Origin of the sequence: Sarcina sp. DSM 11001, assembly GCF_900101015.1 — a bacterium.
GTDB lineage: Bacteria > Bacillota > Clostridia > Lachnospirales > Lachnospiraceae > CAG-791.
This window is the reverse complement of record NZ_FNFZ01000014.1, coordinates 56,806-81,450: the sequence shown is the minus strand read 5'-3', so window position 1 is coordinate 81,450 and position 24,645 is coordinate 56,806. Positions and strand designations below refer to the sequence as shown.

Sequence of the window (24,645 nt, the reverse complement as noted above, 5' to 3'; positions counted from 1 at the left end):
TTTTCAGCCGGAAGCCATAAGGGGGCAAGGTTAAATATTTATAAATGGATTTGAAAAAAACTGAAAAAGGGTTTAAAGAAAGATTTGAGAAGAGGATTTGAAAAGAAGATAGGAAAAGAAGATAGGAAAAGAAGATAGGAAAAGAAGATAGGAAAAGAAGATTTGAAAGGAAGATTTGAAAAGAGAGTTTAAAAATTGGTTTTGAATAAAGATTTGAAAAAACAGCGGGAAGCCCTGTACGTGAGCTTCCCGCTGTCCCCATTTCCATTCCCCCGTCCTGCGGAGGACTATTCAGATCAGGCGAGTATGTCGTCAAAATCCGCGTCGTTGAGGCTCTTGATGCCATTTGCTTCAAGCACCTTTTCCGCATCCTCTACTTCGTTGACGCGCAGGACAACATAGGCGGAGCCTGTTTTGCCTCCTGTGAACGCATAGACATATTCAATGTTGATGTTGCCATCCTGAAGGACCTTCAGGACATTTCTGAGGGCGCCGGCCTTATCATCCATGCGGACGGCAATGACTTTGGTCTCAGTGACGAGGGTATCGTCGCTGAGAACTGCTTTGGTCTTTTCGATGTCGCTGACGATGATGCGAAGGATGCCGAAATCCCTGGTGTCCGCGACGGAAAGAGCGCGCATGTTGACTCCTGCGTCGGAGATGGCGCTGACAGCTTTGTAAAGCGTTCCGGGTGTATTTTCAAGAAAAGCGGATAACTGTGTGATTGCCATGGGTTTTCCTCCTTTTTTGATCTTTACAGACAGTTCCTTCACTTTCGGTTTCTTTAGTCATTATTCTTATAACATTGTTATAATCTCATTTAATATTATTATAATCTCATTTTTGCCGGCAGGATACTGTCTTTGATTTTTTATTCTTCTATATTTATCAAACGATTTATCAAACGTCCGTCAATTAATATGTATTGACCGGCAGGGTTATATCTTTCTGCCGATTCTTATTTCCCGGACATTCTGTTTCCCTGGTCGATCTGCATTTTCAATCATGGAGTTTTCTCTTGTCGACGATGCGGACAGCCTTGCCCTCGGATCTGGCAATGGTCTTGGGGGCGACCAGGTGGATCTTGGGGCCGATACCCAGCATGGACCGCATTGCGCCGTCCAGCTTCTTTTCGTGGGCCTGTACATCGGCGATCTTGTCGGAGAACTGTTCGGGCGCGAACTCGACGTAGACATCGAAGGTATCGGTGTTGTTGACACGGTCGACCACGATCTGGTAGTTGGGGGAGTAGCCTTCTTTGAGCAGAACGGCTTCGATCTGGCTCGGGAAGACATTGACACCGCGGATGATCATCATGTCATCGCTGCGTCCCATGGGCTTGGTCATCCTGACAAGGGTCCTGCCGCAGGAGCATTTCTTACGGGAGAGGACGCAGATATCCTTGGTGCGGTAGCGCAGGAGAGGGAAACCTTCTTTATCGAGGGAGGTGAAGACCAGTTCGCCCTTTTCGCCGTCAGGGAGCGGTTCGCCGGTCTCGGGATTGATGACCTCGACATAGAAATGGTCCTCATTGATATGCATGCCTTTCTGTTCTTCACATTCGAAGGCAACACCGGGACCGGAGATCTCTGTCAGGCCGTAGATGTCGTAGGCTTTGATACCGAGGCTTTTTTCAATATTGCGGCGCATCTCCTCCGTCCAGGGCTCTGCGCCGAAGATGCCGGCTTTGAGCTTGTTGTCCTCAGGCTTGTATCCCCGCTCCGCCAGGGTCTCGCCGATGAAGGCGGCATAGGAGGGGGTGCAGCAGAGGATGGTGGCATTGAGGTCCATCATGAACTGGATCTGGCGGTCAGTGTTGCCGGAGGACATGGGAAGGGTGAGACATCCGACCTTATGGGAGCCGCCGTGCAGGCCGGCACCGCCAGTGAACAGACCGTAACCGTAGCAGACCTGGCAGACATCTTCATCTGTACCGCCAGCAGCCACGATCGCCCTTGCGCAGCACTCCTCCCACATATCGACGTCCTTCTGTGTATAGAAGGCGACGACACGTTTTCCGGTGGTGCCGGAGGTGGAATGGATGCGGACACAGTTTTTGAGGTCGGTTCCCATAAGTCCGTAGGGGTAAGCCTCACGCAGGTCATCCTTGGTCAGGAAAGGAAGCTTTCTGATGTCGTCAATACTCCTGATGTCTTCCGGACGGACTCCTTTTTTGTCCATCAGATCGCGGTAGTAGGGCACGTTGTCATAGACATATTTGACCTGTTTGACGATTTTTTCATTCTGGATCGCGATGATCTCCTCACGTGAGGCGGTTTCGATCTCCTTCTGATAGTAGTTTTTCATTACTTTGCTCCTTTCCTGATTGATTCCTTTAAGGTTCCCGTACGGGAAACCTGCAAATGCTGAGAAAACAGAAACGAAAAAGGGGTGTGGCACAGGTCGATGTGCCACACCCCTTTGTGATCGTTTTTTATCGGAACTTACGTTTCTCACCCGTCACACTCTTCGGCATAGCAAATCAACCTTACGGCCAGCGCCAGTAAAGCTAAAGAAAAAGCTAAAGCTAAACCCGAAGGTATTGACGGAAATACGGCTGTTCATTACTAAACCTCATACCCTGCTGTCTGACCAGGATAGGGCAGAGCAGGCAGTCACGATTAATAACAGGTGCAATAAAGAGTACAGTGATTAAGATTATTACAAGAGTCGCGCAACTTGGTAAGAATGTTATCACTGTAAAAAAGTGATGTCAACAGTTTGATGAAATTTGTGCAGTCAAGGTTGTGAAGTCGTTACAGTACAGACGGGCTCGAAATTTTAGATAACAGGTGTTTTTCGCGCACTTTTCGCGAAAAACCCGGGTTTTACGACGAAAATCCCACCGCGAGGCGATAACAAAGCTTCGCATTGTTGGAATGGGATTTTCACACGTTACTCTATGCTCTTATTCCAGTCCGGTGGCTTCATCTATCCCCAGCATGATATTCATGTTCTGCACAGCCGCTCCGGAGGCGCCTTTTCCGAGATTGTCAAAGAGGGCGGTGACGGTGGTCATATCCTCATGGCCGCAGACAACGATCTGCAGGCGGTTGGTGCCGGCAAGTTCGGCTGCATAGATCGTGGGGCCGTGTCCTCCGAAGGGGAGGACCTCCACAAAATGTGTATCGCTGTAGTAGTCCGCCAGCCTTCCGCGGATCTCCTTCGCAGAGGGAGAGCCGGGGAGAAGGGTATTGTGGAGCATAATGGTCGTGGCCATGCCCTTGTAGTAGTCGTCGACGACGGGGAGAAAGACAGGGGGATGGGAGAGGCCGCAGACCTTCTGCATCTCCGGCAGGTGCTTATGGCGGAGTGTGAGACCGTAGATCCCGGGAGAACCGAGCTTTTCAGCCCTCTCTGGCGCCTCATAGTCCGCTATCATCTTTTTGCCGCCGCCCGAGTAGCCGGTCAGAGAGAAGCAGGTAAAGGGATAGTCCGCCGGAACGATCCCCATACGGAGAAGGGGCGCCGCGCAGGAAATGAACCCGGTGGCATGACAGCCGGGGTTGGCGACGCGGCGGCTGGTGCGGATCGCTTCGCGCTGCGCAGGGGAGAGCTCCGGGAAGCCGTAGGTCCAGTCATCGCTTGTCCGGTGCGCCGTGGAAGCATCGATCACGCGTACCTCGGGGTTGTCGATCAGGGAGACGGCTTCTCTTGCTCCGTCGTCCGGCAGACATAAAAAGACAATGTCTGCTGCATTGAGAAAACGGCGGCGCTCTTCATTGTCGTGCCTTTTGTCCTCGTCGATCCGGAGGAGTTCCAGATCTTCTCTGGCCCCGATCCGGTCAAAAATCTGAAGCCCTGTGGTGCCGCTCTGTCCGTCGATGTAAACTTTGGTCTTGCTCATTTTTGTCTTGTCTCCTGTCCACGGTGAAAACAGTCCGCTGTTTTCACCGATCATGTCCTGTTGGTAAAAAAGTTATAGGGTTTTGTCGGAAAATGATCCGGCTGGTAAAAAAGTCATAAGGTTTTGCCGGAAAATGGTCCGGCTGGTAAAAAAGTCATAAGGTTTTGCCGGAAAATGGTCCGGCTGGAAAAAAAGTCATAAGGTTTTGCCGGAAAAAGATCCGGCTGGTAAAAACAGTCAGCAGTTTTCCCGGATCATGATCTTGTTGCTGAAATAATAGGATTTTTTATCGGGGAGCCTGTCGTAAACCAGGTATTCGAAAAGAACACGCATGGAGAAGCGCCCCTGTTTGGCGAGGCCGCCGGTCAGTGTACAGGCGACCTCATTATTTCTGAGAAGTTCGCGGATCTCTCTATACTTTTCATAACAGATCACAGCCGGTCCGGTTTCGCTTCCTGTTTTTTCCCTGTAATCGCGGATCGCCCGGCAGATGTCCGTCACACAGCCGCAGGTGATAAAAATGGAATTGATATCAGGCGTCTCCTCCAGAAGCTCCATAGTCTTTTGATAGGCATCCTCCGGCGTCTCCAGAATATATTTGATGTTTCTGACTTCATAATCCGGATAATTCTGCTTTACGCTGTCGATGAAAGACCGTTCACGCTGTTCGTGGGAGAGCATGTTGTGGCAGGAGATGATCCCGATCCTTGCCTGGTCTTTCACAAAGAGGCTCAGCATTCTCGACGCGACGCTGCCGGACTGGAACATATTCTGTCCCACGTAGCAGAGGATCCCGTCCAGATGCAGCTCGGAGTTGACAGTTACCACAGGTATTTTTTTGTCAATCAGCCCGCGGATCGCATCCGTGACAGCATCAGACCTGATCGGCAGAATGAGGGCGCCGGCAACACCTCCCTTTGCCAGCTGGCGGATACAGGCAGCCTGTCCTTCCGCGTCCGAAGCCCCGACCTCATGGTATTCCACCTGTATATTGAAGCTCTGAAAATCCTGGCGGACGATATCGATTCCTTTTTTAATGTCATCCGCGGCGCTGATGCCGGGAATGACAACAGCCACCTTCATTTTGCGCTTCTGGTAATTGAGGGCCTTGGCCAGGGGATTGGCCTCATAGCCGTGTTCCTGCAGGAGCTGCTGGATTTCTCTTCTTTTTTTATCACTGACGCCGGGACGGTTGTGGATCACTTTGTCCACTGTGGATTTTGTCGTGCCGGCAAGCTCGGCGATCTGCTGTAATGTAATTCCCATGAGAGTTCCTCTCTGATCGAAGATAAGATGTTTTTCGCTGCGGTTCTTTAAGACCGGGAATGCCTTGATCCGGGTTCCGGATCCACGCCCGGATCTGAAAAGGAAAGGATAGGCTCAGACCGCCGTGTCCTTTGTGTGGTATGACGGGACTACAGTCAGCCGTCCGCTGATGTGAAATTAATAAATGATGTGAAATTAATAAATACGAAGCGCTTTGGAACACAAGACCGCGGGCTCCAGGCCCGGGAGTGGTTTCAGCGGCTAAGGGAACTCAGGGACTAAGTAATTTCACATTTAATAAGGTATGTCAGATACAGACCGCATAGATGTACCTGAGATTGTATAAGGCCATGCATTTCAAATCATTATAGTGGAAATAATGAATATATTCAAGAAAGTATATGCCGAAGAATTTTAGTTAAGCGGTTTGGTGAGCAGCAGCGGCAGTAAGATACGGCACTGTAAAGATAGGGCAATATGCATAAAAAATTTTTGATTTTTATGGATTCTGTCAATGGATATTTTTGCAGATGCGAAATACAATATATTCAACGACACTGGTATCGTTGAATAAAATGAAACAACTTTCAGGTGTCGTTTAATTAAACAGGTGAGAGACACCGGTATCGCGATTCTCGTGCTTAGCTCTTTGAGGATTCCGGTCAGGATCTCGACTCATTCAGGTCACATTAATTCAATACAGCCTGATCTATGGCCTGGAAACACAGGGCATGATCGGAGGCCTGAAACAGAGGACCTGATCTATGGCCTGAAACAGAAGGCAGAATACAGAATGTGTCAGGGGCCTGCCTCTGACACATTCGTTTTTGCGGACAGAGCCTCATGTATCAATGTATCAGAAGAGGTCCTGGGAATGGAGGGTATGACCATAAATGAAAAAGGGATATCACAGCACGCAGAGGAAAATCTGGGGAACCATTCCGGCATCCGAATTTTAAGGATTTGTGATCGGCTATGTTGCTGCTATGATTCTGATCGGGCTTTTTGACTGGGAGACAACGATGCTGCCGATCTTCCTGGCCTTCATCGGAGTCGGGATCGGCTACTGGTATGACAGAAAGTTCTTTTATGTAAAAGATGAACCGGAAGGAGAGGAGCTTTCCGCCGGGGGAGAAGATGAAGCCGGAACCCCTTCTGCCGGAGAAAGAGCTTCCGATGCATCCCCTTTAGCGGGGAAAGAAGCGGACGATGCATCCATGCAGAGACAGATCAGGAAGTCGTTCGACAGACTGAAAGACAGGGATGACGATTTTCCGGATGATGAACACAGGTGAACCGGGCGGCGGACAGGGAAAAATAGACAATTTCTGTCAGCAGGAATTGTGCAATACAGAGAAAGTCAGGTGTTCCCTGACTTTTTTTGCAATACCGCTTGCACGCATAAATTAAGCGTGCTAATATAAAAGCACATAAGAAATACGAAACACGCACGCAGCGAAATGCACGCATCAACGGAAGCTGAAACAGGAACCGCAGCAGCCGGATCAGAGGAATCTGATCAGAAGGAAATCAGAGAAAAATCAATTAGAAAATTCAATTGTTTTTTGGAGGGGTACCATGAATTACATTGATTTTGATGAGTCAAGAGAGTTTGATATTATCCTGCTGGGCAGAGTGGGTATTGATTTTAACCCCGCCTACAGCGATGACGTGAAAGAGGACTTCAAGCCTCTGAAGAATGTGCACTATTTTGAAAAATTTGTCGGCGGTTCCCCCGCCAATATCGCTGTCGGAATCACCCACCACGGCATGAAGGCTGGTTTCATCGGCAAGGTCTCTGATGACCAGTTCGGCGATTTTGTCGTCGACTACTTCAATGAGCAGGGGATCGACACCTCCAATATCACCCGCTGCACGCATGGTGAGAAGCTGGGTCTGACCTTTACCGAGATGCGCTCCCCCATTGAGAGCAGCATTCTGATGTACAGAAACCGCGTAGCGGACCTTCAGCTTTCCGTCGAGGATATCAAAGAGGACTACATCAGGAAGGCAAAAGCCATTCTGATCTCCGGCACAGCGCTGGCGGAAAGCCCTTCCAGAGAAGCCGCCCTCAAAGCAGTCATGCTGGCAAGACGCGTCGGCACCAAGATCATCTTTGATATCGACTACAGAAATTACAACTGGAAGAACCTGGATGAAATCTCCATCTACTGCTCCATCGTTGCCAAGGAAGCGACCGTCATTCTCGGCTCCCGTGAGGAGTTTGACCTGACCGAGAAGGAGATCAGGCCCGGCATGTCTGATGAGGACAGCGCAAAGCTCTGGCACAACTACCACGCCAGGATCGTGGTCATCAAGCACGGTATGCAGGGATCCACAGCTTATACACGCGACGGACAGCAGTTCAGCATCCGTCCCTTCCCCGTCCAGGCACGCAAGGGCTTCGGCGGCGGCGACGGTTATGCCTCCGGTTTCCTGTATGGCCTCTTCCAGGGCTGGGAGATCATCGACTGCCTGGAGTTCGGCTCCGCTGAGGCATCCATGATGGTCCGCGCCAACAACTGCTCCGATTCCCTTCCGAATCCCGAGCAGGTCCGTGCCTTTATCCAGGAGGAGAAGGAACGCTACGGAGAGATGATCGCGCGCGTATAAGAAGCCTGCAGGAAGTATGCAGGAAACAGCGAGTCTGGAAATCATACACCTGATTAATAAAAGCACATGAAAACGGGCGGAGGAGTTTGAGCATTCCTCCGCCTGTTTTGTACTGCAGGGGTGATACCAGGCCGGCCGCCGTACTCGATTCTGTAAACAGCCGCCCGTTTTGTAATACAGGGGTGATACACAGGATCCCGGTCGATAAAAGTAAAAATTTCTTCGTTTATTTTGCGTGAGGAAAGAAGTCAAAAATACTCTGAATGCGATAAATGATTTCCAGAAGCTCTCCCGTCTGGATGCGGTCTATAGAGGTGCAGCCTCTTTTTCGGGCTGAAAAAGACACGATGTCTTCACACAGAACGACTCCTTCTGTTCGCTGCCCCCGGATCCTTACATGCAGTGCATCTTCATCGGCGGACGGGACGATGGGGCAGACCACCAGCATTCCGGATGTATTAAAATAATCTGAGCTGACAACCAGAAAAGGGACTTTGCCGCGATCGATTTTTATGATGTCACCCTGTTCAATTGTCAGCATCCATCCACCTCTCTATTCCTATTCCGGCCCCCCAGTCAAATTCTTCATAGGGCCCCAGTTTTCCTCCGAAGGCTGCCGCATATTCGGGAAGCGTTTTTCTCTTTACGGGTTTTCTGAGGATGATGAAATCCCCTTTTACCTCCATCTCCAGTTCTGAGTTCTGGTCGGCACCAATCATTCGAAGAATCTCCCTGGAAATACGGATGCCCTGGCTGTTCCCCCAGGGCTTTAATTGCACTGTAATAGACATGTGTAACCCGCCTCCTTTTTTCTTCTTGTATGTCTTAGTATGCTTCTTATATGTTCTTGTATGCTTTCTGTATATTTCGTCAGGATAACCAAAGATCATGACATTTGGGATATCCTAAGTATATCCGTTCCATTGGCCTTTTACAAGAGCTGCGCAGATGATTACGAACACTGAAATCCTCAGCAGCCGGGGATGGCAGGATGCGGCCGGAGCCGGGGAAGGACTTGCCGGCTGACCATAATCGTATTACTATGGCTTTTGAAATACTTTTTTGAAAATGCAGAACGGAGGTCATTACCGCAGGCATGAAATCGACGAAACTGGCATTGCCGGACGAGCTGCTTTTGCAAATACAGAAGCCGGCGCGATATCTGGGAAATGAGATGCACGCAGTGCACAAGGATAAAAATATACCGATCAGGTTCGCTATGTGTTTTCCGGATGTCTATGAGATCGGGATGTCACACCTGGGGATCCAGATCCTGTATGAACTGTTCAACCGCAGAGAGGATACCTGGTGCGAGCGGGTCTTTTCCCCATGGACAGATATGGACAGACTGCTGCGGGATCATCAGATCCCGCTGTTTGCGCTGGAATCGCAGGATCCGGTCCGGGAGTTTGATTTCCTGGGGATCACGCTTCAATTTGAGCTCTGTTATACCAATATCCTGCAGATCCTCGATCTTTCGGGTATTCCTCTGAAGGCTTCTCAGAGGACCGAAGAAGATCCCATCGTCATCGGGGGCGGTCCCTGCGCATATAATCCGGAGCCGATCGCGCCCTTTTTTGACCTGTTTTACATCGGAGACGGGGAGACCTCCTACGATGCCCTGCTGGATCTGTACAGATCCATGAAAGAAAGGGGAGAAGGCAGAACAGCCTTTTTGCGCGCGGCCGCACAGATTCCCGGGATCTATGTGCCGTCCCTGTATGAGGTGACGTATGATTCCTGTGATAACGCTGTAAGGGATTCTTTAAAAATAAAAACAGAATATCGGGAAACGAAAGCCGGAAAACCGGAAGCCGGGAAAACAGAAGCCGGAGAAATAGAAGCCAGAGGCGGGGAGAAAAAGGTTCCCGGCACAATCGCTTCTTTTTCTCCCAAATACCCTGATGTACCTGCGCGGGTGAGGCGGCAGGTGGCGGCAGACCTGGATGACCGGGAGAAAGCCCCCTATCCGATTAAGCCCCTGATCCCTTTTATCACGGTCACCCAGGACAGGGTCGCCGTGGAGCTGCAGAGGGGCTGCATCCGCGGCTGCCGGTTCTGCCAGGCGGGCATGATCTACCGCCCCAACCGGGAGCGCAGCCTGTCGACGGTCAAAGCCTACGCGGACGCCATGCTGGACAGCACCGGTCAGGATGATATTCTCCTCAGTTCGCTGAGCTCCAGCGATTATTCCTGTATCCATGAGATCGTGGATTATATCTCTGACAATCGTGAGGCGGACCGGGTGAAGCTCCAGGTGCCGTCGCTGAGGATAGATTCCTTTTCCCTCGACCTCATGGCCCGGGTCCAGGACGTCCGCAGGAGCAGTCTGACATTCGCGCCGGAGGCCGGATCTCAGCGGCTCAGGGATGTGATCAACAAGGGCATAACGGAAGAGGAGATCCTCGCCGGAGCCAGGGAAGCCTTCCGCGGGGGCTGGAACAAGGTCAAGCTCTATTTCATGCTGGGGCTCCCGACAGAAACGGAGGAGGACCGGGTCGCGATCTCGGATCTGGCCAACAGAATTTCTGCTGCCTATTATGAAGAAGTCCCGAAGGAAAAGCGGAACGGCCGCTGCCAGATCACGGTCAGCACTTCCTTCTTTGTGCCCAAGGCTTTCACGCCTTTTCAGTGGGCGCCCATGTATCGCCCGGGGGACTATCTCGGCTTTGCGGCGACCGTCAATCACGCTATTTACGCCGCCCACAACCACCGCAGCATCCGCTACAGCTGGCATGACGCGCAGATGATCTATCTCGAGGGTGTATTGGCCAGGGGCGACCGCCGGGTGGCGGATCTGATCCTCGAAGCCTATCGGCTGGGAGCTTTGTTTGACTGCTGGCTGGAGACCTGGGATTTTTCCCGATGGGAGGATGCAGCCCGGAATATCGGACTGGACATGGACTTTTTTGCCGTCCGGGAACGCGGCCGGGAGGAGATCCTGCCCTGGGATTTCATTGATGTCGGGATACGGCGTGACTTTTTGTGGAGTGAATGGGAGAAGGCGCACAAGGCATGTCTGACACCGGACTGCCGTGAGGCCTGCAGCGCCTGCGGCGCGGCGTCGTATGGCTGCGGAATCTGCATGAGACAGGAAGAAATCAAAAAAGCAGCGACAAAGCCGGCTGCTTCGGAAAGATATCAGGAAAGACATCAGGAAAAATATCAGGAAAGACAGCGGGAAACAGGAGGAGTTTCAGGAAAAAATCCTGTTAATTCTGCTGAACAGGAGGGGCTGTCCGCGGCGGCTGCGTATTCAGAGAACCCCGCTGCAGTGTCGTCAAATGATCTCTGCATCCGGATCCGCATGAGGCTGGCCAAATACGGACCGATGAAATTCATCGGCCATCTGGAACTCATGCGTTTTCTGCAGAAATGCCTGCGCCGCACGGATATCGATGTGCATTATTCAGACGGGATCACACCCCGCATGATCATGCACACGGCCATGCCGCTGGGACTGGGGCTGGAAAGCACCGGGGAGTACGTCGATATTGAGATCGGCTCGCCGGTCTCCACAGACCATGCCCTTTCACAGCTCAGGCCCCTGATGCCGGAGGGGCTGGAGATCCTGGATTTCCGCCAGATCGGAGAAGCTGTTCCCGAGGGCGGAGGTACAGCGAAAAAACCGGAAAAGGCCATGTCGGTCGTGGCTGCCGCGGAATACGCGGTGCGCTTCCGGGACAGCTTCGCGGCCCAAGAAAAAGCCGGAGCTGGTGCGGCCCGGGGAGGTGATTCCGCTTTTCTGCCGGAAAACTGGAAGGAGATCCTGCTTGCTTTTACCAGTCAGGATCAGATCCTCTGGACCAAGGAGACAAAAAAAGGGTTCAGGACCCTGGATATGAAACCCCTTGTTTATGACTTTTCCATCGGAGCGGATGACACGATCTTTATGTGCCTCTGCTCCCGCGTTGGGGAGAACCTGCGCCCGGAGCAGCTGATCGGGGAGGCCTTCCGGAGGTCCGGATATATCCTTCCTGAAGATGCTCTCCAGATCCGCCGCCTTGACCTGTTGGCAGAGCGCAGCGGCAGAGAATCCGGAGGATCCGGATCAGCCAGAGACGGATCAGATGAACTGCAGGAAGGACTCTTCGCTGAGCCCGCAGGAAATGGACCTTCAGAGGATATCGGCCCGGAGTTCCTGCGGAAGCGGTTCATTTCCCTGGGGGAAATGTAAATGGGTAAATGGGGACGGTCCTTTTGTTTCCGTCTCCATGTTTCTTTCGAAACGAAAGGACCGTCCCTATGTTTTCTTCTATGTTTTCCCATGTTTCTTCAGATGTTTAAGTGAGCTCAAGAATCAGAGTCTGGTAGCCTGACAGGGAGACATTGACAGCTCCCGGCCGGGGCGCGGGATCCGGGCAGTTATTCAGGAGAACTTTTTTTACAGGAGCGGGCAGGGGCAGTTTGCGGGACTCCTTCTGGTAGTTTGCAATGATCAGGAGGGAGGGCAGGCTGCCGCGCCCGTCTTCTTTATTATTGGCCGCATTATTATTGGGCACACTATTATTGTCCGCATTGTCCGGCACCTTTTCGGGGCGGCGCAGATAGGCAATGACGTTGTGGACATGAGCCAGCCAGGGTTCAAAGCTGCCGTATACAAAGGTCTCTTTATATTCCGGGTCTTTTCTGAGAGCAGTCATTTTTCTGTAATGCCGGTAGACAGAGGCGGGATCTGAGAGCTCACACTCCAGATTGATCTCAGGGTAATCAGGATTCACACGGAGCCAGGGAGTCCCGCTTGTAAAGCCTGCATGAGGTGCGGCGCTCCACTGGAAGGGGGTGCGGGCATTGTCGCGGCCGTGTTTTTCAATGGCCCGAAGAGCAGATTCTTCGGAAATGCCGAGCCCGCGCATGACGTTCCAGGCGTCGAGGGAGGCGATGTCGTCCACCTCGCCGATGCTGCGCAGGGGGACATTTTCCATGCCGAGCTCCTGTCCCTGATAGATCCAGGGGAGGCCTTTCAGGAAGAAATAGACGGTGGCGAGAGCCTTTTTGGCAGTGACCCGCATTTCCGGATCCATGCTCCCCATGTCCTGCTCGGGAATGTAGCGGCACACGCCCCGGGGCTCGTCATGATTTTCGATGATATTGGAGATAAAGCCGACGCCGGCGGTTTTTTTCTGGGTCAGGAAAAGACAGGCCCGGTAGTCGTCCGGCGTAATGTCTTTGTTGTCGTGCCAGCCGGCGGGAGAGCTCCCCCAGACGATTTCGGAGAAATCAAACATGGAGGAAAAATAGCCGTTCTCCCCGATGAAAGCGGGGAGATCGCCCTCTTTTTCATTGAAGACCTCGCCGACGGTGAAAGCCCGGTGCGGCCGGAAGGTCCTGTCGCGCATCTCCCCCAGAAACTCTCCGATGCCATCCGCATCATGGACCATATTGTGAATGTCGCTCAGACCGTCCGCCCGGTCAGGCGCATAGTTCCGGAAGGGCAGGGCCTTTTTGATATTGATGATGGCGTCGATCCGGAAGCCCGCGAGTCCCCTGTCCAGCCACCAGTTGATCATGGCGTAGATCTCCTCCCGGACTTTCGGGTTTTCCCAGTTCAGGTCGGGCTGCTTTTTGTGGAAGACATGCAGATAGAACCAGTCCTCGTGGCCGGGTAGTTTCTCCCAGACAGGCCCGCCGAAATAGGAGCGCCAGTTGCAGGGGAGGACATAACCGTCAGGGGAGCAGACGGAGTATTGTGTTCCCGCCGCAGGATCCGCGCCAAGGGTATTTTTTAAATCAGCAGATGACAAAGATTCCGTCTCCGCCGCGGGATCCGTGCATGGGAACCCGGCCGCTTCCGCCTTTTTCAGTCTGCGCAGATAGAAATATCCGCCGTATTCGCCCTCCGGATCCTCGCAGGCTTTCCTGAACCATTCATGTTCGTCGGAACAGTGGTTGACTACCAGATCCATGACGATGTGCAGGTCCCGCTTTCTGGCCTCCGCAAGAAGCCGGTCCATGTCTTCCATGGTTCCGAAACGGGGATCGATCGCATAATAATCAGAGATATCGTATCCCTGGTCCGCCAGTGGGGATTGATAAACAGGAGAGAGCCAGAGAATATCCGCGCCCAGCTCCTTCAGGTAGTCGAGCTTGCTGATGATGCCCGGCAGATCCCCGATGCCGTCGCCGTTGGAGTCAAAAAAGCTTTTGGGGTAGATCTGGTAGGCGACCTTGTCCTGCCACCATTCTTTTTTCATTATACTTTCCTCTTGATCAGAGCTCCGTTTTCAGAGATCTCTTCTTTCAGAAAAAATATGATCCGTTCTTATGACTGAGCATGGGCGATGACTGAGCATGGGTGATGCCTGAGTATGGGGAATGCCTGAGTATGGGGGAATGCCTGAGTATGGGGGAATGCCTGAGCAGGGGGTAAAACTGTACTTACTCAGGTTTTTCCTCCGGCGGGCCTGTGCGGGCCTGGATATCCTCCTGCAGTTCCTCCGGCTCGTAGGGCAGTGTCCTGGCAAGAAAACCCATTTCCCAGAGCCGGTTCTCGATCAGGTCCAGGATCTCTTCGCTCGGAGCAAGCAGGGTGTGGTAATGAAAGCCTTCCGTGGTGGAAGACAGAAGTGTGGACTTGCCGGTGCGGATCGACTCCAGGAAGTTCTGTACATCCAGACGGGAGCGTATATTCAGCTCTCCGCGGAGGATCCCGTAGGCCCGGTGGCTGACAAAAACATCTTTGACGATGGCACCGCAGTCTACAAACAGATTCAGCTCTTTTTCACAGTCTTCCCGGGAATGCTGAACTTTGAAAATGCGCCTGGCCTGATGTTCATGCACAACGAGATAACCATGACTGGTCGACGTGATCTCCATTCCTTCCGCCCGCAGGATCGCGATATCTGTCACGATGACCTGGCGGCTCACGGAAAGCATTCTGGCAAGAGCCGATCCTGAGACCGGCTCTGTGGATTCGGAGAGAATATCCATCATTTTTTTTCTTCTGTCAGCAGCTTTCATATCAAAACCCTCTCTGTGGCTTTTCTGTTTATTCTATACTACTTTTGCCGTGTTCAGATGTCAATGTGACAGCTTCTGTTCTCTCCCGTTCAGGGCCTTCCGGAGCCTGTCAGGAGGGGGTGTCATCAGCCTGTAAGCACGGGATTCTGACGACAGAGTTCAGCCTGCCAGGAGGGGCCGGTCAGGATACCGGCAGAGACTTTTCCGGAGGAATGAGGTGCATGGGTTTGATACAATTGTGACCGTTAAAACGGTTGCCAGAGTGTTCCTGCTGTGATAAAAAGAATAAATCGGATTCACAAAGAATACAAATTAATCTGCTACTCTGAATATGCTGCTCAACAACGGCTCAACAGCGGCTTAACAACACAGCGGATTGTAACGGAATGGAACAATCTGAGTGAGGTGAGGAGCAGAACAGATAGGAAAAATACCTGTGAGCCGGAAGAAAATTGTGAAAACCTGTGCTTACAGGAGAGGAGAAAGAGATTTGTAAGAAGATGAGAAAAAGGAGGAACAGGGAATGAGAAAGATAAAACAGGCGGGCAGGCTGACGGCGTTGGTATTTCTTTGCGTTTTCCTCTCAGCCGCGGCTGCAGGCTGCGGTAAAAATACAAAAGAGAATTCTCAGCAGACCGGGACGGAGCAGACAGGGAAAACAGGTATCGCCGGCGGAGAATCCGGGCAGGGTCAGGTACTTTCCGGTGCAGATGGAAAAGACGGAGAGGAAGAGGTGAAAGATCCGGTCCAGGCCCAGAGGGAAGAACTGGCCAATGACCTTCTGGTCGATGAGGACGGCAATCCGCTCTCTCCCGAGGATATTGCGGCGATGGACGGCGATGTCAGCGACGGCATGCCTTCGCCGATGGAGGAATTTGACAGCGCTCAGGATCTTGCCGGGGCGACGAACCTGCCGATCGAGGAGATCACAGAGCTGCCGTTTGAGCCTTCCCGGACGCTGTATCTCGTGTACGACAATGGTATGTATGAAATCCAGTACGAGGAGGAGTCCGGAAACCAGGTTTCTTTCCGCAAGGGAGAAGGGACAGGGGATGTCTCGGGGCTCACCGGCCTGGGCTTTTATGACAGCGAGGAATCTGTCCGGGCAGGAGACCTTGATCTCACTGTATACAGCTTCGAAGACCAGGTTTTCCTCGCGACATGGACAGACGGCACCTATGCCTATTCCATCACTGTGGACGCAGGAACCACGGCGGAGGGAATGGCGAAGATGGCGGGATCAGTGAAATAAAGGTCTTTGTGTTTTTCCTGACAGGAGAAGGGCAGTTTCGATTCAGCTATACAGAAACAGAGGCCCGGTTCATCAGCAGAGCCTTAAGACAGGCGTGGAATGGAGGATGGATCAGAAATGTATGATATTACAGTGATCGGACCAGCTGTGATCGATATTCTGGCGTCACCGGTCGGACCGGATCCTTTTGCCGGGGATGTCAAATATCTGGACAAGATCAGACTGTCCTTTGGAGGGGACGCACTTAATGAGTCTGTTGTCCTTGCAAGGCTGGGGAAAAAAGTACAGCTGATCTCAAAGGTCGGAGAGGATGAGGCGGGCAGAAAGATACTGGATTATCTCAGGGAAAACGGAATCTCTACGGACAGTATCCGGATGGAGGCCGGGCTGGATACAGCCATAAATATCATCCTGATCGATAAATACGGGGAGAGACGTATTCTGGGGGCCGCGGACACCAGTCCCCGCAGGCTGGAGCCGGAGGATGTGGAGGCACAGCTGAATAAAGGAGAGACAGCCGGGATCGTGTGCTTTGCCAGTATGTTCATTTCCCCACGCTTTACTATTGAAGCTATGAAGGACCTGTTTTCCCGGATCAAAGCGGAGGGCAGGACACTGATCGTTGATATGACACACACCAAAAACAGAGAGACCCTGGAGGATCTGAGAGACCTTTTTCCTTATATGGATGTCTTCGTCCCCAACGATGAGGAGATCGGTTCGCTGACCGGAGACCTTGACCCTGTGCGCAACGCCGCCCTCCTCGTGGAAAGCGGTGTGAAGACTGCCGTGGTCAAGGCAGGCGCCAGGGGCTGTATCGTCGCGACAAGGGACGGGGTCGTGGAAATCCCCTCTGTGAAAGGAGTGCAGTGTGTGGATACGACCGGGGCCGGGGACACCTTTGCTGCAGCATTTGCCTGCGGACTCAGCGACGGACTCCCGGTGGCAGAATGCGCGCGGCTGGGCTGTGCGGCGGCCTCCTGTTCCATCGAACAGATCGGAGCGACGGACGGCGTGCGGTCATTGGACCAGGTCATGGAGCGGTATCGGACAATCCTTGTGTAGACCCTGGTTTACTGTTAGAAAACTGCGTGTTGTTCGGAAAAGCCATGTGAATTCTGCACCGCATCCGTGCTGCATCCAGATCCACATGCCGATGCGGTACCGGCACAAATAGGCCATGAAAGTTTGCCGCATATTTGAACTTTCACACTGCACACCTCCGGTGTGTCAGAGCGTTTATTCTTCATCGCGGGATTGTACCCACGATGAAGCGAGGTTCCCTTTTTGCACCTGTATCCCATGTCTGAAGACATGGGGATTACCCGATGAAGAATAAACAGAAAACTGTAAATAAAGAAACAATCACAATGATAAAGCCGGGAGGTTGAGCCTCCCGGCTTTTTGCACGTTACGGAACAGATGGAACAGATAATGGCAGATAAATGATCCCGATGATTTTCCAACGGGTCCGGACAGGGATCAGTAACCGATTTTTGTGCGGGATTTGCGGTTTTCGCGCCTGAGGAGAGCTCCGTCCCAGCGGGCCTCCTCGACAAAATTCTGGACTTCCAGTCCGTAAGGGATCTCGACAGGTTTCCCTTCAGGTGAGATGGAGACATAGGTGATAAAGGCCCGGTTCATGGCGCGCCGGAAACCCTCCTGATCCTCGACATAGGAGTCCACACGGACCTCGCAGGAGGTGCTTCCCACATAAGTCATGCGGGCGATCAGGACAACGATATCTCCCAGATAAGCGCCGCGCTTGAAGGTCAGGTTGTCTATGGAAGCGGTTGTCATGCGCTGCCCTGTGTGGCGCATGGCACAGGCTCCTGCTGTCACGTCGATCCAGGAGACAAGCCGGCCGCCGAACAGTCTCCCGGAATCATTGATGCTGTCGTAGAGGACGACATGTGTGCATTCTGTCTGAGAGAATTCCACGGTGCGTTTCGGCCGCGGATCATTTCTTCCGTAATCAGAACCCTGTTTTCCAAGACCGGTATTCAGATCGTTCATTGTTTCACCTCCAAGTATTGCCTTAAGTTTAAACTGTCTATAGTCTACCTAAAACCGGCTGAAATGAAAAGAACTTTTTCGGGATGGAGAAAGCGTTTACCCGGTCTTGATGCTGGAAGCACGGGATTGACCGACGGGCGGCTGGTAATATCCGGCTGAAAACAGACCGGCAGCATTGCAGCAGAAATCGTTAAAAAGCGTGCTTTTTGTGTTGCACACGGCGTGCATTCAATGTATAATTTTAAAAAGATGATTTGACACGCAAAACTTTGCGGAAAAACCTCTGTAAGCCGGGGGGATCGGCTTTTTCAGGAGGGAATTTCGTGCGTGAAAAATCTGTTACCCGGAAATCTGGACGCAGAAAACCTGTAAACAGGAAAGATCTGGCCTGGCAATCTGCAGTTTGAAAATGGAAGTGACGTAAAAAACTTCAAGACTCGCTTGCGAGTCTTGCGCGCCGAAGAATAAACCGCTTAGACAAAGGAGATAAAAGCAGTGGGAGTGACAGTACAGCAAATAGCGGATGCGACAGGCGTATCCAGGGGGACAGTTGACCGGGCACTCAATAACCGCGGCAGGGTCGATCCCGAAGTGGCGGAAAAGATCCGCAGGGCGGCAGCGGAGCTGGGCTATGTCAAGAAACCGAGAAAGACAGCGAAGAAGAGAAAAATCTACAGGCTCGGTGTTGTGACACATTTGTCCGGCGCTTCCTTTATGATCGCGATAAACCGGGGGATCCGGGAGGCCGCGGCAGAACTGGCAGACCGGGGCGTCGAGGTGATCCTGCGGGAAAGTAAGGCTGTGGATGAACATGAGCAGATGGAGATGATCCGCAGTCTGAAAAAAGAGGGGATCGACGGACTTGCTTTGATGGCGATTGACTGCGAATGCGTCCGCGACGTGGTCAATGAACTGATCGAAGAGGACGGGATCCCGGTCGTGACTTTCAACTCGGATATAGTCGGCACAAAGCGCAGGTGTTTCGTCGGAATGGACAATGTCCAGAGCGGCCGCGCCGCGGCGGGGCTCATGCAGATTCTGATGGGGGGCGCCGGCAAAGTGCTGGTGATCACGGGCTACTTTACGAGCCATGTCAACAATTCCCGTGTGGCCGGTTTTATCGAAGAAATGAAGGCTTCCTGCCCGGAAATGGAAGTGGTCGGGGTACAGGGCAGTTTTGACGACGCGCAGGAAGTAGAGAAGGTCGTTGAGAATACGATGCGCACGATTCCGGAACTGGGAGGGATCCTTCTGGTCTCCAGCGGCCAGGCCGGGATCCGCAATGCCTTTGACTCATTGAAGCTTGAACACCGGCCCCGTGTCATCATTTACGATCAGACCCCGAAAAACGAGAAAATCCTCAGGGAGGACACGGCGGATTTCCTCATCGACCAGAGCGGTTACATTCAGGGGTACCGCCCCCTGCATATTCTTGCCGACCTGCTGCAGAAAGGCCTTCAGCCGGAGTCGGAGATGATTTTTACCGATATCACGATCAAAACAAAATATAACCTGTGACGCGCTCTATTGAAACAAAAATACAACTCAGACGCGCTCTGCCGGGAAGAAATCAGATCTTTGACCCGCTTTGTGGGAAATTGGGCAGTTTGACCAAATAAACGGGATTTAACTGGGCGTAATATAGAGGAAATACAGACAAATTTATTGACATGTACCAACATCGTGGTTAAAATTAACATAAAGGAAGGGCTATTATGCCCTCCGCATTATCCCCCGGGTACATGGTATATAAGGATACAGCTTCCCGAGAGGGCATATATGCCTGATCGGGTATGGGGCTGCACGACAACAACAGTTGTAAATTTTTTACCGGTAAGGAGGAAAAATGGGAAAGAAACTTAGAATCGGCCTTTTGGGCGGCGGCCGTATCGGCAAGCTTCACGGCACGAATGTGCAGAATTTCATTCCGGACGCAGAGGTGGTCATCCTCGCGGATCCCTTCCTGAATGATGATATGGAGGCCTGGGCGAAGAGCATCGGCATTGCGAGATGCACAAAGGATCCCGCTGATGTTTTTGCGGCAGAGGATGTGGACGCTGTATTTATCTGCTCCTCTACGGACACACATGCGGAATTCATGATGAAGGCGGCTGCCGCCGGCAAGCATATTTTCTGTGAGAAACCTATCCACACCGAGATCGCCAAGATCAAAGAAGCCCTCGCCGCTGTCGAGAAGGCCGGCGTCAAACTCCAGGTAGGCTTTGTCCGCCGCTTTGACAGAAGCCACAAGGCTGTGCGTGATGTCGTCGCTTCCGGCAAGCTGGGCAAGCCCTATGTGGTCAAGGTCTGCTCCCGCGATCCCGCTGGTCCGCCCATGTCCTATGTCAAGGTTTCCGGCGGCATCTTCCTTGACATGATGATCCATGATTTTGATATGGTCCGCTATCTGGCGGGCAGCGAGGTGACGGAAGTCTCCGCCACGGGCACTGTCCTGACAGATCCCGGCTATGCGGAATACGACGATGTCGACACCGCTATCGTCACCCTGAAGTTCGAGAACGGCGCGATCGGAGTCATCGACAACTGCCGTCAGGCGCCTTACGGCTATGACCAGCGCGTGGAAGTTCTCTGTGAGAAGGGCGCTGTGCAGGACAACAACCACCTCGAGAACGAGGCCTTTATCAGCACGGCGGAAACCGTCTGCTCCGCGAAGCCCACCTACTTCTTCCTCGAGCGCTACAACGACGCGTTCGTGGCTGAGACCAAGGACTTTGTGAACGCTGTCCTGAACGACGCCGAGGTCCCTGTGGGAGGCAAGGATGGTCTCGAGCCTGTCCGCATTGCGATCGCGGCCAGGAAGTCTCTCAAGGAGGGCAGGCCTGTCAAGCTTTCCGAGATCGAAGCCTGATATAAGTTGTTGTTTTCAGGATCTGTAAACAAATATTAACGTTTGTGAAAACTGCTCCCCTGATTTGTTTACAGTTCAGAAGATGATTACAGGATGCCGGAAGGAGGCATCACTGCGGGCCTGGTACAGTCCCGCGTACTGCTTATATGTACCAGTGGCCGGGGAGATCGCTCCCCGGCTTTTTTTAACGGCAGAAGCTGCGTGTTATTTGCTGGATTTCTCGTGATGCACGCATTTCGGTGCGTGCAAAGAAATTTGAACGCAAAAGCGATTTACCGGTATCTCGGGATGATTTTTATGCAGGCTATTAATAATAGACAAAATGTTTGTAGCTATTTTGTGCAACATGGAGAAAGTCCGTAAAATGCAAAAAATAACTTGCACGCTAAATGAATGCGTGCTATTCTGACAATGCAAGGAAGATAAAAAGAAACGCACACAAAAGCACACATAGCACGCATTTATCGAGATCGTTTTTAAACTGTTCACCTTTTAAAATTGAAAAAATGTAAGTGCCTGAACAAACGATGGTTTGGCAAAGAGGTACCTACATAGAGCAGTACACACATTTTTTACCAACAAGAAAGAGAGGGGTAATTAACATGTCGAAGCTGAATGAAATGAGAGAGAAGTTCCCGCAGACTGAGTTCTGGAATGATTCCTGCAGCTGCAAGGAGCTGGCCTATGCGATCGAGAACGGCGGCACAGGCGCAACTACGAACCCTGTTATCGTGGGCAACGTTCTGAAGAAAGAGCTTCCTGACTGGGAAGACACTATCAAGCAGGTCATCGCTGACAATCCTACATGGACAGAAGATGATGTCGCATGGGATATCATCGGCAAGCTCGGCACGAAAGCCTCTAAGCTTCTTCTGCCTATGTTTGAGGAGTCCCATGGCCAGAAGGGCCGTATCTCCTTCCAGACCAATGCCAAGTATTATCAGAACAAGGATCTGATGGTTGAGCAGGCCTGCAAGCTCGCAGCTCTGGTTCCCAACAGCCAGATCAAGGCTCCTACCAGCAAGGCCGGCGTCGAGGCATTTGAAGAGCTGACCTATCGCGGAGTTTCCATCAACGCTACTGTTTCCTTTACCTGCGCACAGGCAGTTGCAGTCGGTGAGGCAGTTGAGCGCGGTCTCAAGAGAAGGGAGGCAGAAGGCCTTGATACTTCCTGGATGCACCCCGTCTGCACCATCATGATCGGCCGTACTGATGACTATCTCAAGAACGTCAACAAGGCCAGCGATGTCTGCATCCCCGCTGAGGCCCTGGATCTCGCAGGTGTTGCCGTCATGAAGAACGCATACAAGTTCTACAAGGAGAAAGGCTTCCGCACCAAACTCCTGACCGCTGCATACAGAAACTATCACCACTGGCTCGACTTCCTCGGCGGCGACATCGTCATGACCATCACCTCCGACTGGCAGAGGAAGTTCGCGAATGCTGACTGGGTAAAGATGGAGAGCAACATTGACAAGCCCGTCGATCCTCAGTATCTCGAAGCTCTGAAGCAGATGCCCGAATTCATCCAGGCTTATGAGCCTTACGGCCTCAAGCCCGAGGAGTTCCAGCACTACGGCGCCTTCAAGGCTACCATGAACCAGTTCCTGGGCGGCTATGACAGTCTGGTCCAGCTCATCCGCGGCTACATGATCGTCTGATCAGGATCGCAGGATAAAGCAGGATAAATAAGCAGGACAGACAGATAAAAACAGATAGATAAAAACAGACAGATAATAGATAAACAGAATAAAGCAAATAAGACAGAATAGCTTTTACTGACAGGAGTTCCTAAAAATGCCTGCCGCACGCATACGCGGCGGCAGGCATTTGTCAATATTTCATATTTTTACAAGGGAAGGTAAATATGGAAAAAACAATCAGACTGACAACGGCTCAGGCCATTGTAAAATTCCTTGATAATCAGTATGTGTGCATGGACGGCGAAGAGACCAAGTTCGTCGAAGCATTCTTTACAATTTTCGGACACGGCATCGCAGTCGGCCTCGGCGAGGCTCTTGACAGCAATCCCGGCAGCCTCCGCGTGATGCAGGGCCGCAACGAGCAGGGTATGTGCCACACAGCGATCGCTTACGCAAAGCAGTGTGACCGCAAGAAGATCATCCCCTGCGCAGCATCCGTAGGCCCCGGCTCCGCCAACATGGTTGTCGGCTGCGCGACTGCAACCGTCAACAATATTCCGCTGCTGGTATTCCCTGCGGATACCTTCGCTTCCAGGCAGCCTGATCCCGTTCTACAGCAGCTTGAGCAGTCCAACAGTCTCGCGACCACAACTAACGATGCTTTCAAGCCCGTGACCAAGTACTGGGACCGCATCCAGAGGCCTGAGCAGATCATGACCGCCATGATCAGCGCAATGCGCGTTCTGACAGATCCCGCCGACACCGGCGCTGTGGCTATCGGCCTTCCTCAGGACGTCGAGGGTGAGTACTATGACTATCCCGAGACCTTCTTCAAAAAGCGCGTCCACCGCATCACCCGTCCTGTAGCTGTACAGGAGGAGCTGGAAGATATCGCGGCTGAGATCATCGCTTCCAAAAAGCCCATGATCATCGTCGGCGGCGGCGTCCGCTATTCACTGGCCGGTGAAGTGGTCGAGAATTTCTGCGAAGAGTTCGGCATCCCCTTCGGCGAGACCCAGGGAGGAAAGAGCGCCTGCAAGTCCAGCCACCCTTACTGCCTCGGCGGTATCGGCGTGACCGGCACTTCCGCTTCCAACAAGATCGCTAAGGATGCTGACTGCGTCATCGCTATCGGCACCAGGATGAGCGACTTCACCACCAGCTCCAAGTGGCTGTTCCAGGGTGAAAACGTTCGTTTCGTCACCATCAACAACAACCGCTATCATGCTTACAAATATGACGCCGTCAAGGCTGTCGGCGACGCTAAGGCCACTGTGACAGCTCTGGCCGAGATCCTCCGCGCCAAGGGCTACAAGTCCGCATACACCAACGAAGTCGCTGAAGCCAAGGCAGAGTGGGATGCAGAGCTCGAGAGACTGGGCGGCATCGTCTGCACCGGCGAGGACTTCGAGCCCATCATCAAGCCCAGAGATCCCAGGACTGTTCCGGAGTTTGTCCGCATGTACGGCACATCCCTCACCCAGACTGCAGCACTCGCTACCCTGCGCGCCTGCATGGGTCCCGATGACACCGTCATCACAGCCGGCGGTTCTCTTCCCAGCTGCCTGCAGCGTGTATGGAAGACCGACAAGCGCGGCGGCTACCATGTAGAGTACGGCTACAGCTGCATGGGTTATGAGATCGGTGCTTCCCTCGGCGTCAAGATGGCACAGCCTGACTGCGAAGAGTACACGGTCGTCGGCGACTCCGGCTTCCAGATGCTCAACAGTGAGCTGGGAACCATCATGCAGGAGAAGCGCAAGACCAACATCCTGGTCTTCGACAACTGCGGTTTCGGCTGCATCAACAACCTGGAGATGACCCACGGTATCGGCTCCATCGCTACCGAGTTCCGTTACACAGACGGCAAGAAGCCCTGCGGCGACCTCATCAAGACCGATTACACCAAGATCGGTGAGGCCTATGGCATGAAGACCTATCTCTGCAAGAGCGTTGAGGAACTCCGTGATGCCCTCATGGATTCCAAGAAGCAGACTGTCGCCTGCCTGTTCGACCTCAAGGTCGTTCCGAAGACCATGACAGACGGCTATGGCGCATGGTGGAACGTCGGCATGGCTATGGTTTCCGAGAGCGCCAGCGTCCGCGAGGCGGCTGAGGATGTCCTGCAGCACAGAGCAGAAGCCAGAAAGTATTGATCAGAAGAATTCCCGGAAGTGTT

18 protein-coding genes and 1 pseudogene are annotated in these 24,645 nt (G+C 52.5%); 10 read left to right on the top strand and 9 right to left on the bottom strand.

Annotated features, from left to right (window positions below; translation table 11 throughout):
- Window positions 1–296: 296 nt before the first annotated feature.
- The 4 genes from BLT02_RS09140 to BLT02_RS09125 form a co-directional block, all read right to left on the bottom strand.
- Window positions 297–731 (bottom strand): ACT domain-containing protein, encoded by a 435-nt coding sequence (locus tag BLT02_RS09140; RefSeq protein ID WP_092994180.1) that lies wholly within the window; start codon window positions 729–731, stop codon window positions 297–299.
- A 268-nt stretch (window positions 732–999) separates the two neighbouring features.
- Window positions 1,000–2,307: a phenylacetate--CoA ligase family protein gene (locus tag BLT02_RS09135; RefSeq protein ID WP_092994114.1), complete on the bottom strand. Its 1,308-nt coding sequence runs from the start codon at window positions 2,305–2,307 to the stop codon at window positions 1,000–1,002.
- 601 nt (window positions 2,308–2,908) lie between these two features.
- Window positions 2,909–3,847 carry an N-acetyl-gamma-glutamyl-phosphate reductase gene (argC, locus tag BLT02_RS09130; protein ID WP_092994177.1) on the bottom strand — a complete coding sequence of 313 codons (939 nt, stop codon included), beginning with the start codon at window positions 3,845–3,847 and terminating at the stop codon, window positions 2,909–2,911.
- 237 nt (window positions 3,848–4,084) lie between these two features.
- The gene (locus tag BLT02_RS09125; protein WP_092994111.1) at window positions 4,085–5,113 is read right to left on the bottom strand and encodes a LacI family DNA-binding transcriptional regulator; all 1,029 of its coding nucleotides are present in this window, start codon (window positions 5,111–5,113) and stop codon (window positions 4,085–4,087) included.
- Window positions 5,114–6,078: 965 nt separating this feature from the next.
- Between BLT02_RS09125 and BLT02_RS09120 the strand changes: the two genes are divergently transcribed.
- Both BLT02_RS09120 and iolC read left to right on the top strand, forming a co-directional pair.
- Window positions 6,079–6,408: a hypothetical protein gene (locus BLT02_RS09120; protein ID WP_092994108.1), complete on the top strand. Its 330-nt coding sequence runs from the start codon at window positions 6,079–6,081 to the stop codon at window positions 6,406–6,408.
- A gap of 283 nt (window positions 6,409–6,691) precedes the next feature.
- Window positions 6,692–7,726 carry a 5-dehydro-2-deoxygluconokinase gene (gene iolC, locus BLT02_RS09115; protein WP_092994105.1) on the top strand — a complete coding sequence of 345 codons (1,035 nt, stop codon included), beginning with the start codon at window positions 6,692–6,694 and terminating at the stop codon, window positions 7,724–7,726.
- Window positions 7,727–7,952: 226 nt separating this feature from the next.
- On the opposite strand, the gene BLT02_RS09110 is transcribed toward iolC, so the two are convergent.
- Together BLT02_RS09110 and BLT02_RS16815 are read right to left on the bottom strand one after the other, a co-directional pair.
- Window positions 7,953–8,267: a type II toxin-antitoxin system PemK/MazF family toxin gene (locus BLT02_RS09110; RefSeq protein ID WP_092994102.1), complete on the bottom strand. Its 315-nt coding sequence runs from the start codon at window positions 8,265–8,267 to the stop codon at window positions 7,953–7,955.
- The gene (locus tag BLT02_RS16815; protein WP_139187511.1) at window positions 8,254–8,616 is read right to left on the bottom strand and encodes an AbrB/MazE/SpoVT family DNA-binding domain-containing protein; all 363 of its coding nucleotides are present in this window, start codon (window positions 8,614–8,616) and stop codon (window positions 8,254–8,256) included. Before BLT02_RS16815 ends, BLT02_RS09110 begins: the two co-directional genes overlap by 14 nt.
- Window positions 8,617–8,822: 206 nt before the next feature.
- On the opposite strand from BLT02_RS16815, the pseudogene BLT02_RS17830 reads away from it, so the two are divergent.
- Together BLT02_RS17830 and BLT02_RS09100 are read left to right on the top strand one after the other, a co-directional pair.
- Window positions 8,823–9,461: pseudogene (locus BLT02_RS17830) on the top strand (B12-binding domain-containing radical SAM protein); the annotation flags it as partial.
- Complete coding sequence (locus BLT02_RS09100) at window positions 9,435–11,903, top strand: TIGR03960 family B12-binding radical SAM protein (protein WP_242869754.1); 2,469 nt, start codon at window positions 9,435–9,437, stop codon at window positions 11,901–11,903. The pseudogene BLT02_RS17830 and the gene BLT02_RS09100, both read left to right, overlap by 27 nt.
- A 106-nt stretch (window positions 11,904–12,009) precedes the next feature.
- Here BLT02_RS09100 and BLT02_RS17825 read toward each other — a convergent pair whose 3' ends face one another.
- Window positions 12,010–13,920 (bottom strand): alpha-glucosidase, encoded by a 1,911-nt coding sequence (locus tag BLT02_RS17825; protein WP_242869752.1) that lies wholly within the window; start codon window positions 13,918–13,920, stop codon window positions 12,010–12,012.
- A gap of 184 nt (window positions 13,921–14,104) precedes the next feature.
- Window positions 14,105–14,686: a transcription repressor NadR gene (locus BLT02_RS09090; protein WP_092994093.1), complete on the bottom strand. Its 582-nt coding sequence runs from the start codon at window positions 14,684–14,686 to the stop codon at window positions 14,105–14,107.
- Window positions 14,687–15,209: 523 nt separating this feature from the next.
- Between BLT02_RS09090 and BLT02_RS09085 the strand changes: the two genes are divergently transcribed.
- Window positions 15,210–15,938 (top strand): hypothetical protein, encoded by a 729-nt coding sequence (locus BLT02_RS09085; RefSeq protein WP_092994090.1) that lies wholly within the window; start codon window positions 15,210–15,212, stop codon window positions 15,936–15,938.
- Window positions 15,939–16,055: 117 nt separating this feature from the next.
- Window positions 16,056–17,003 (top strand): carbohydrate kinase family protein, encoded by a 948-nt coding sequence (locus BLT02_RS09080; protein ID WP_175453760.1) that lies wholly within the window; start codon window positions 16,056–16,058, stop codon window positions 17,001–17,003.
- A gap of 417 nt (window positions 17,004–17,420) precedes the next feature.
- Here BLT02_RS09080 and BLT02_RS09075 read toward each other — a convergent pair whose 3' ends face one another.
- The gene (locus BLT02_RS09075) at window positions 17,421–17,954 is read right to left on the bottom strand and encodes an acyl-CoA thioesterase (protein ID WP_092994084.1); all 534 of its coding nucleotides are present in this window, start codon (window positions 17,952–17,954) and stop codon (window positions 17,421–17,423) included.
- A 495-nt stretch (window positions 17,955–18,449) separates the two neighbouring features.
- Here BLT02_RS09075 and BLT02_RS09070 point away from each other — a divergent pair, with 495 nt between their 5' ends.
- The 4 genes from BLT02_RS09070 to iolD all read left to right on the top strand — a co-directional run bounded on the left by BLT02_RS09070 (window position 18,450) and on the right by iolD (window position 24,622).
- The gene (locus BLT02_RS09070; protein WP_092994079.1) at window positions 18,450–19,472 is read left to right on the top strand and encodes a LacI family DNA-binding transcriptional regulator; all 1,023 of its coding nucleotides are present in this window, start codon (window positions 18,450–18,452) and stop codon (window positions 19,470–19,472) included.
- Between the two features lie 328 nt (window positions 19,473–19,800).
- Window positions 19,801–20,823, top strand: a complete 1,023-nt coding sequence (iolG, locus tag BLT02_RS09065; RefSeq protein ID WP_092994075.1) for an inositol 2-dehydrogenase — start codon at window positions 19,801–19,803, stop codon at window positions 20,821–20,823.
- A gap of 602 nt (window positions 20,824–21,425) precedes the next feature.
- On the top strand, window positions 21,426–22,484 hold the full coding sequence (locus BLT02_RS09060; protein WP_092994072.1) for a transaldolase family protein: 1,059 nt from the start codon (window positions 21,426–21,428) through the stop codon (window positions 22,482–22,484).
- 206 nt (window positions 22,485–22,690) lie between these two features.
- On the top strand, window positions 22,691–24,622 hold the full coding sequence (gene iolD, locus BLT02_RS09055; protein ID WP_092994069.1) for a 3D-(3,5/4)-trihydroxycyclohexane-1,2-dione acylhydrolase (decyclizing): 1,932 nt from the start codon (window positions 22,691–22,693) through the stop codon (window positions 24,620–24,622).
- The last annotated feature ends 23 nt before the right edge of the window (window positions 24,623–24,645 follow it).

Coding starts and splice junctions, on each gene's coding strand:
- BLT02_RS09085 (WP_092994090.1), top strand. CDS start 15,210: ATGAGAAAGATAAAACAGGCGGGCAGGCTGACGGCGTTGGTATTTCTT.
- BLT02_RS09135 (WP_092994114.1), bottom strand. CDS start 2,307: ATGAAAAACTACTATCAGAAGGAGATCGAAACCGCCTCACGTGAGGAG.
- BLT02_RS09075 (WP_092994084.1), bottom strand. CDS start 17,954: ATGAACGATCTGAATACCGGTCTTGGAAAACAGGGTTCTGATTACGGA.
- iolC (WP_092994105.1), top strand. CDS start 6,692: ATGAATTACATTGATTTTGATGAGTCAAGAGAGTTTGATATTATCCTG.
- BLT02_RS09125 (WP_092994111.1), bottom strand. CDS start 5,113: ATGGGAATTACATTACAGCAGATCGCCGAGCTTGCCGGCACGACAAAA.
- argC (WP_092994177.1), bottom strand. CDS start 3,847: ATGAGCAAGACCAAAGTTTACATCGACGGACAGAGCGGCACCACAGGG.
- BLT02_RS16815 (WP_139187511.1), bottom strand. CDS start 8,616: ATGATCTTTGGTTATCCTGACGAAATATACAGAAAGCATACAAGAACA.
- BLT02_RS09090 (WP_092994093.1), bottom strand. CDS start 14,686: ATGAAAGCTGCTGACAGAAGAAAAAAAATGATGGATATTCTCTCCGAA.
- BLT02_RS09060 (WP_092994072.1), top strand. CDS start 21,426: ATGTCGAAGCTGAATGAAATGAGAGAGAAGTTCCCGCAGACTGAGTTC.
- iolD (WP_092994069.1), top strand. CDS start 22,691: ATGGAAAAAACAATCAGACTGACAACGGCTCAGGCCATTGTAAAATTC.
- BLT02_RS17825 (WP_242869752.1), bottom strand. CDS start 13,920: ATGAAAAAAGAATGGTGGCAGGACAAGGTCGCCTACCAGATCTACCCC.
- BLT02_RS09080 (WP_175453760.1), top strand. CDS start 16,056: ATGTATGATATTACAGTGATCGGACCAGCTGTGATCGATATTCTGGCG.
- BLT02_RS09110 (WP_092994102.1), bottom strand. CDS start 8,267: ATGCTGACAATTGAACAGGGTGACATCATAAAAATCGATCGCGGCAAA.
- BLT02_RS09140 (WP_092994180.1), bottom strand. CDS start 731: ATGGCAATCACACAGTTATCCGCTTTTCTTGAAAATACACCCGGAACG.
- iolG (WP_092994075.1), top strand. CDS start 19,801: ATGGGAAAGAAACTTAGAATCGGCCTTTTGGGCGGCGGCCGTATCGGC.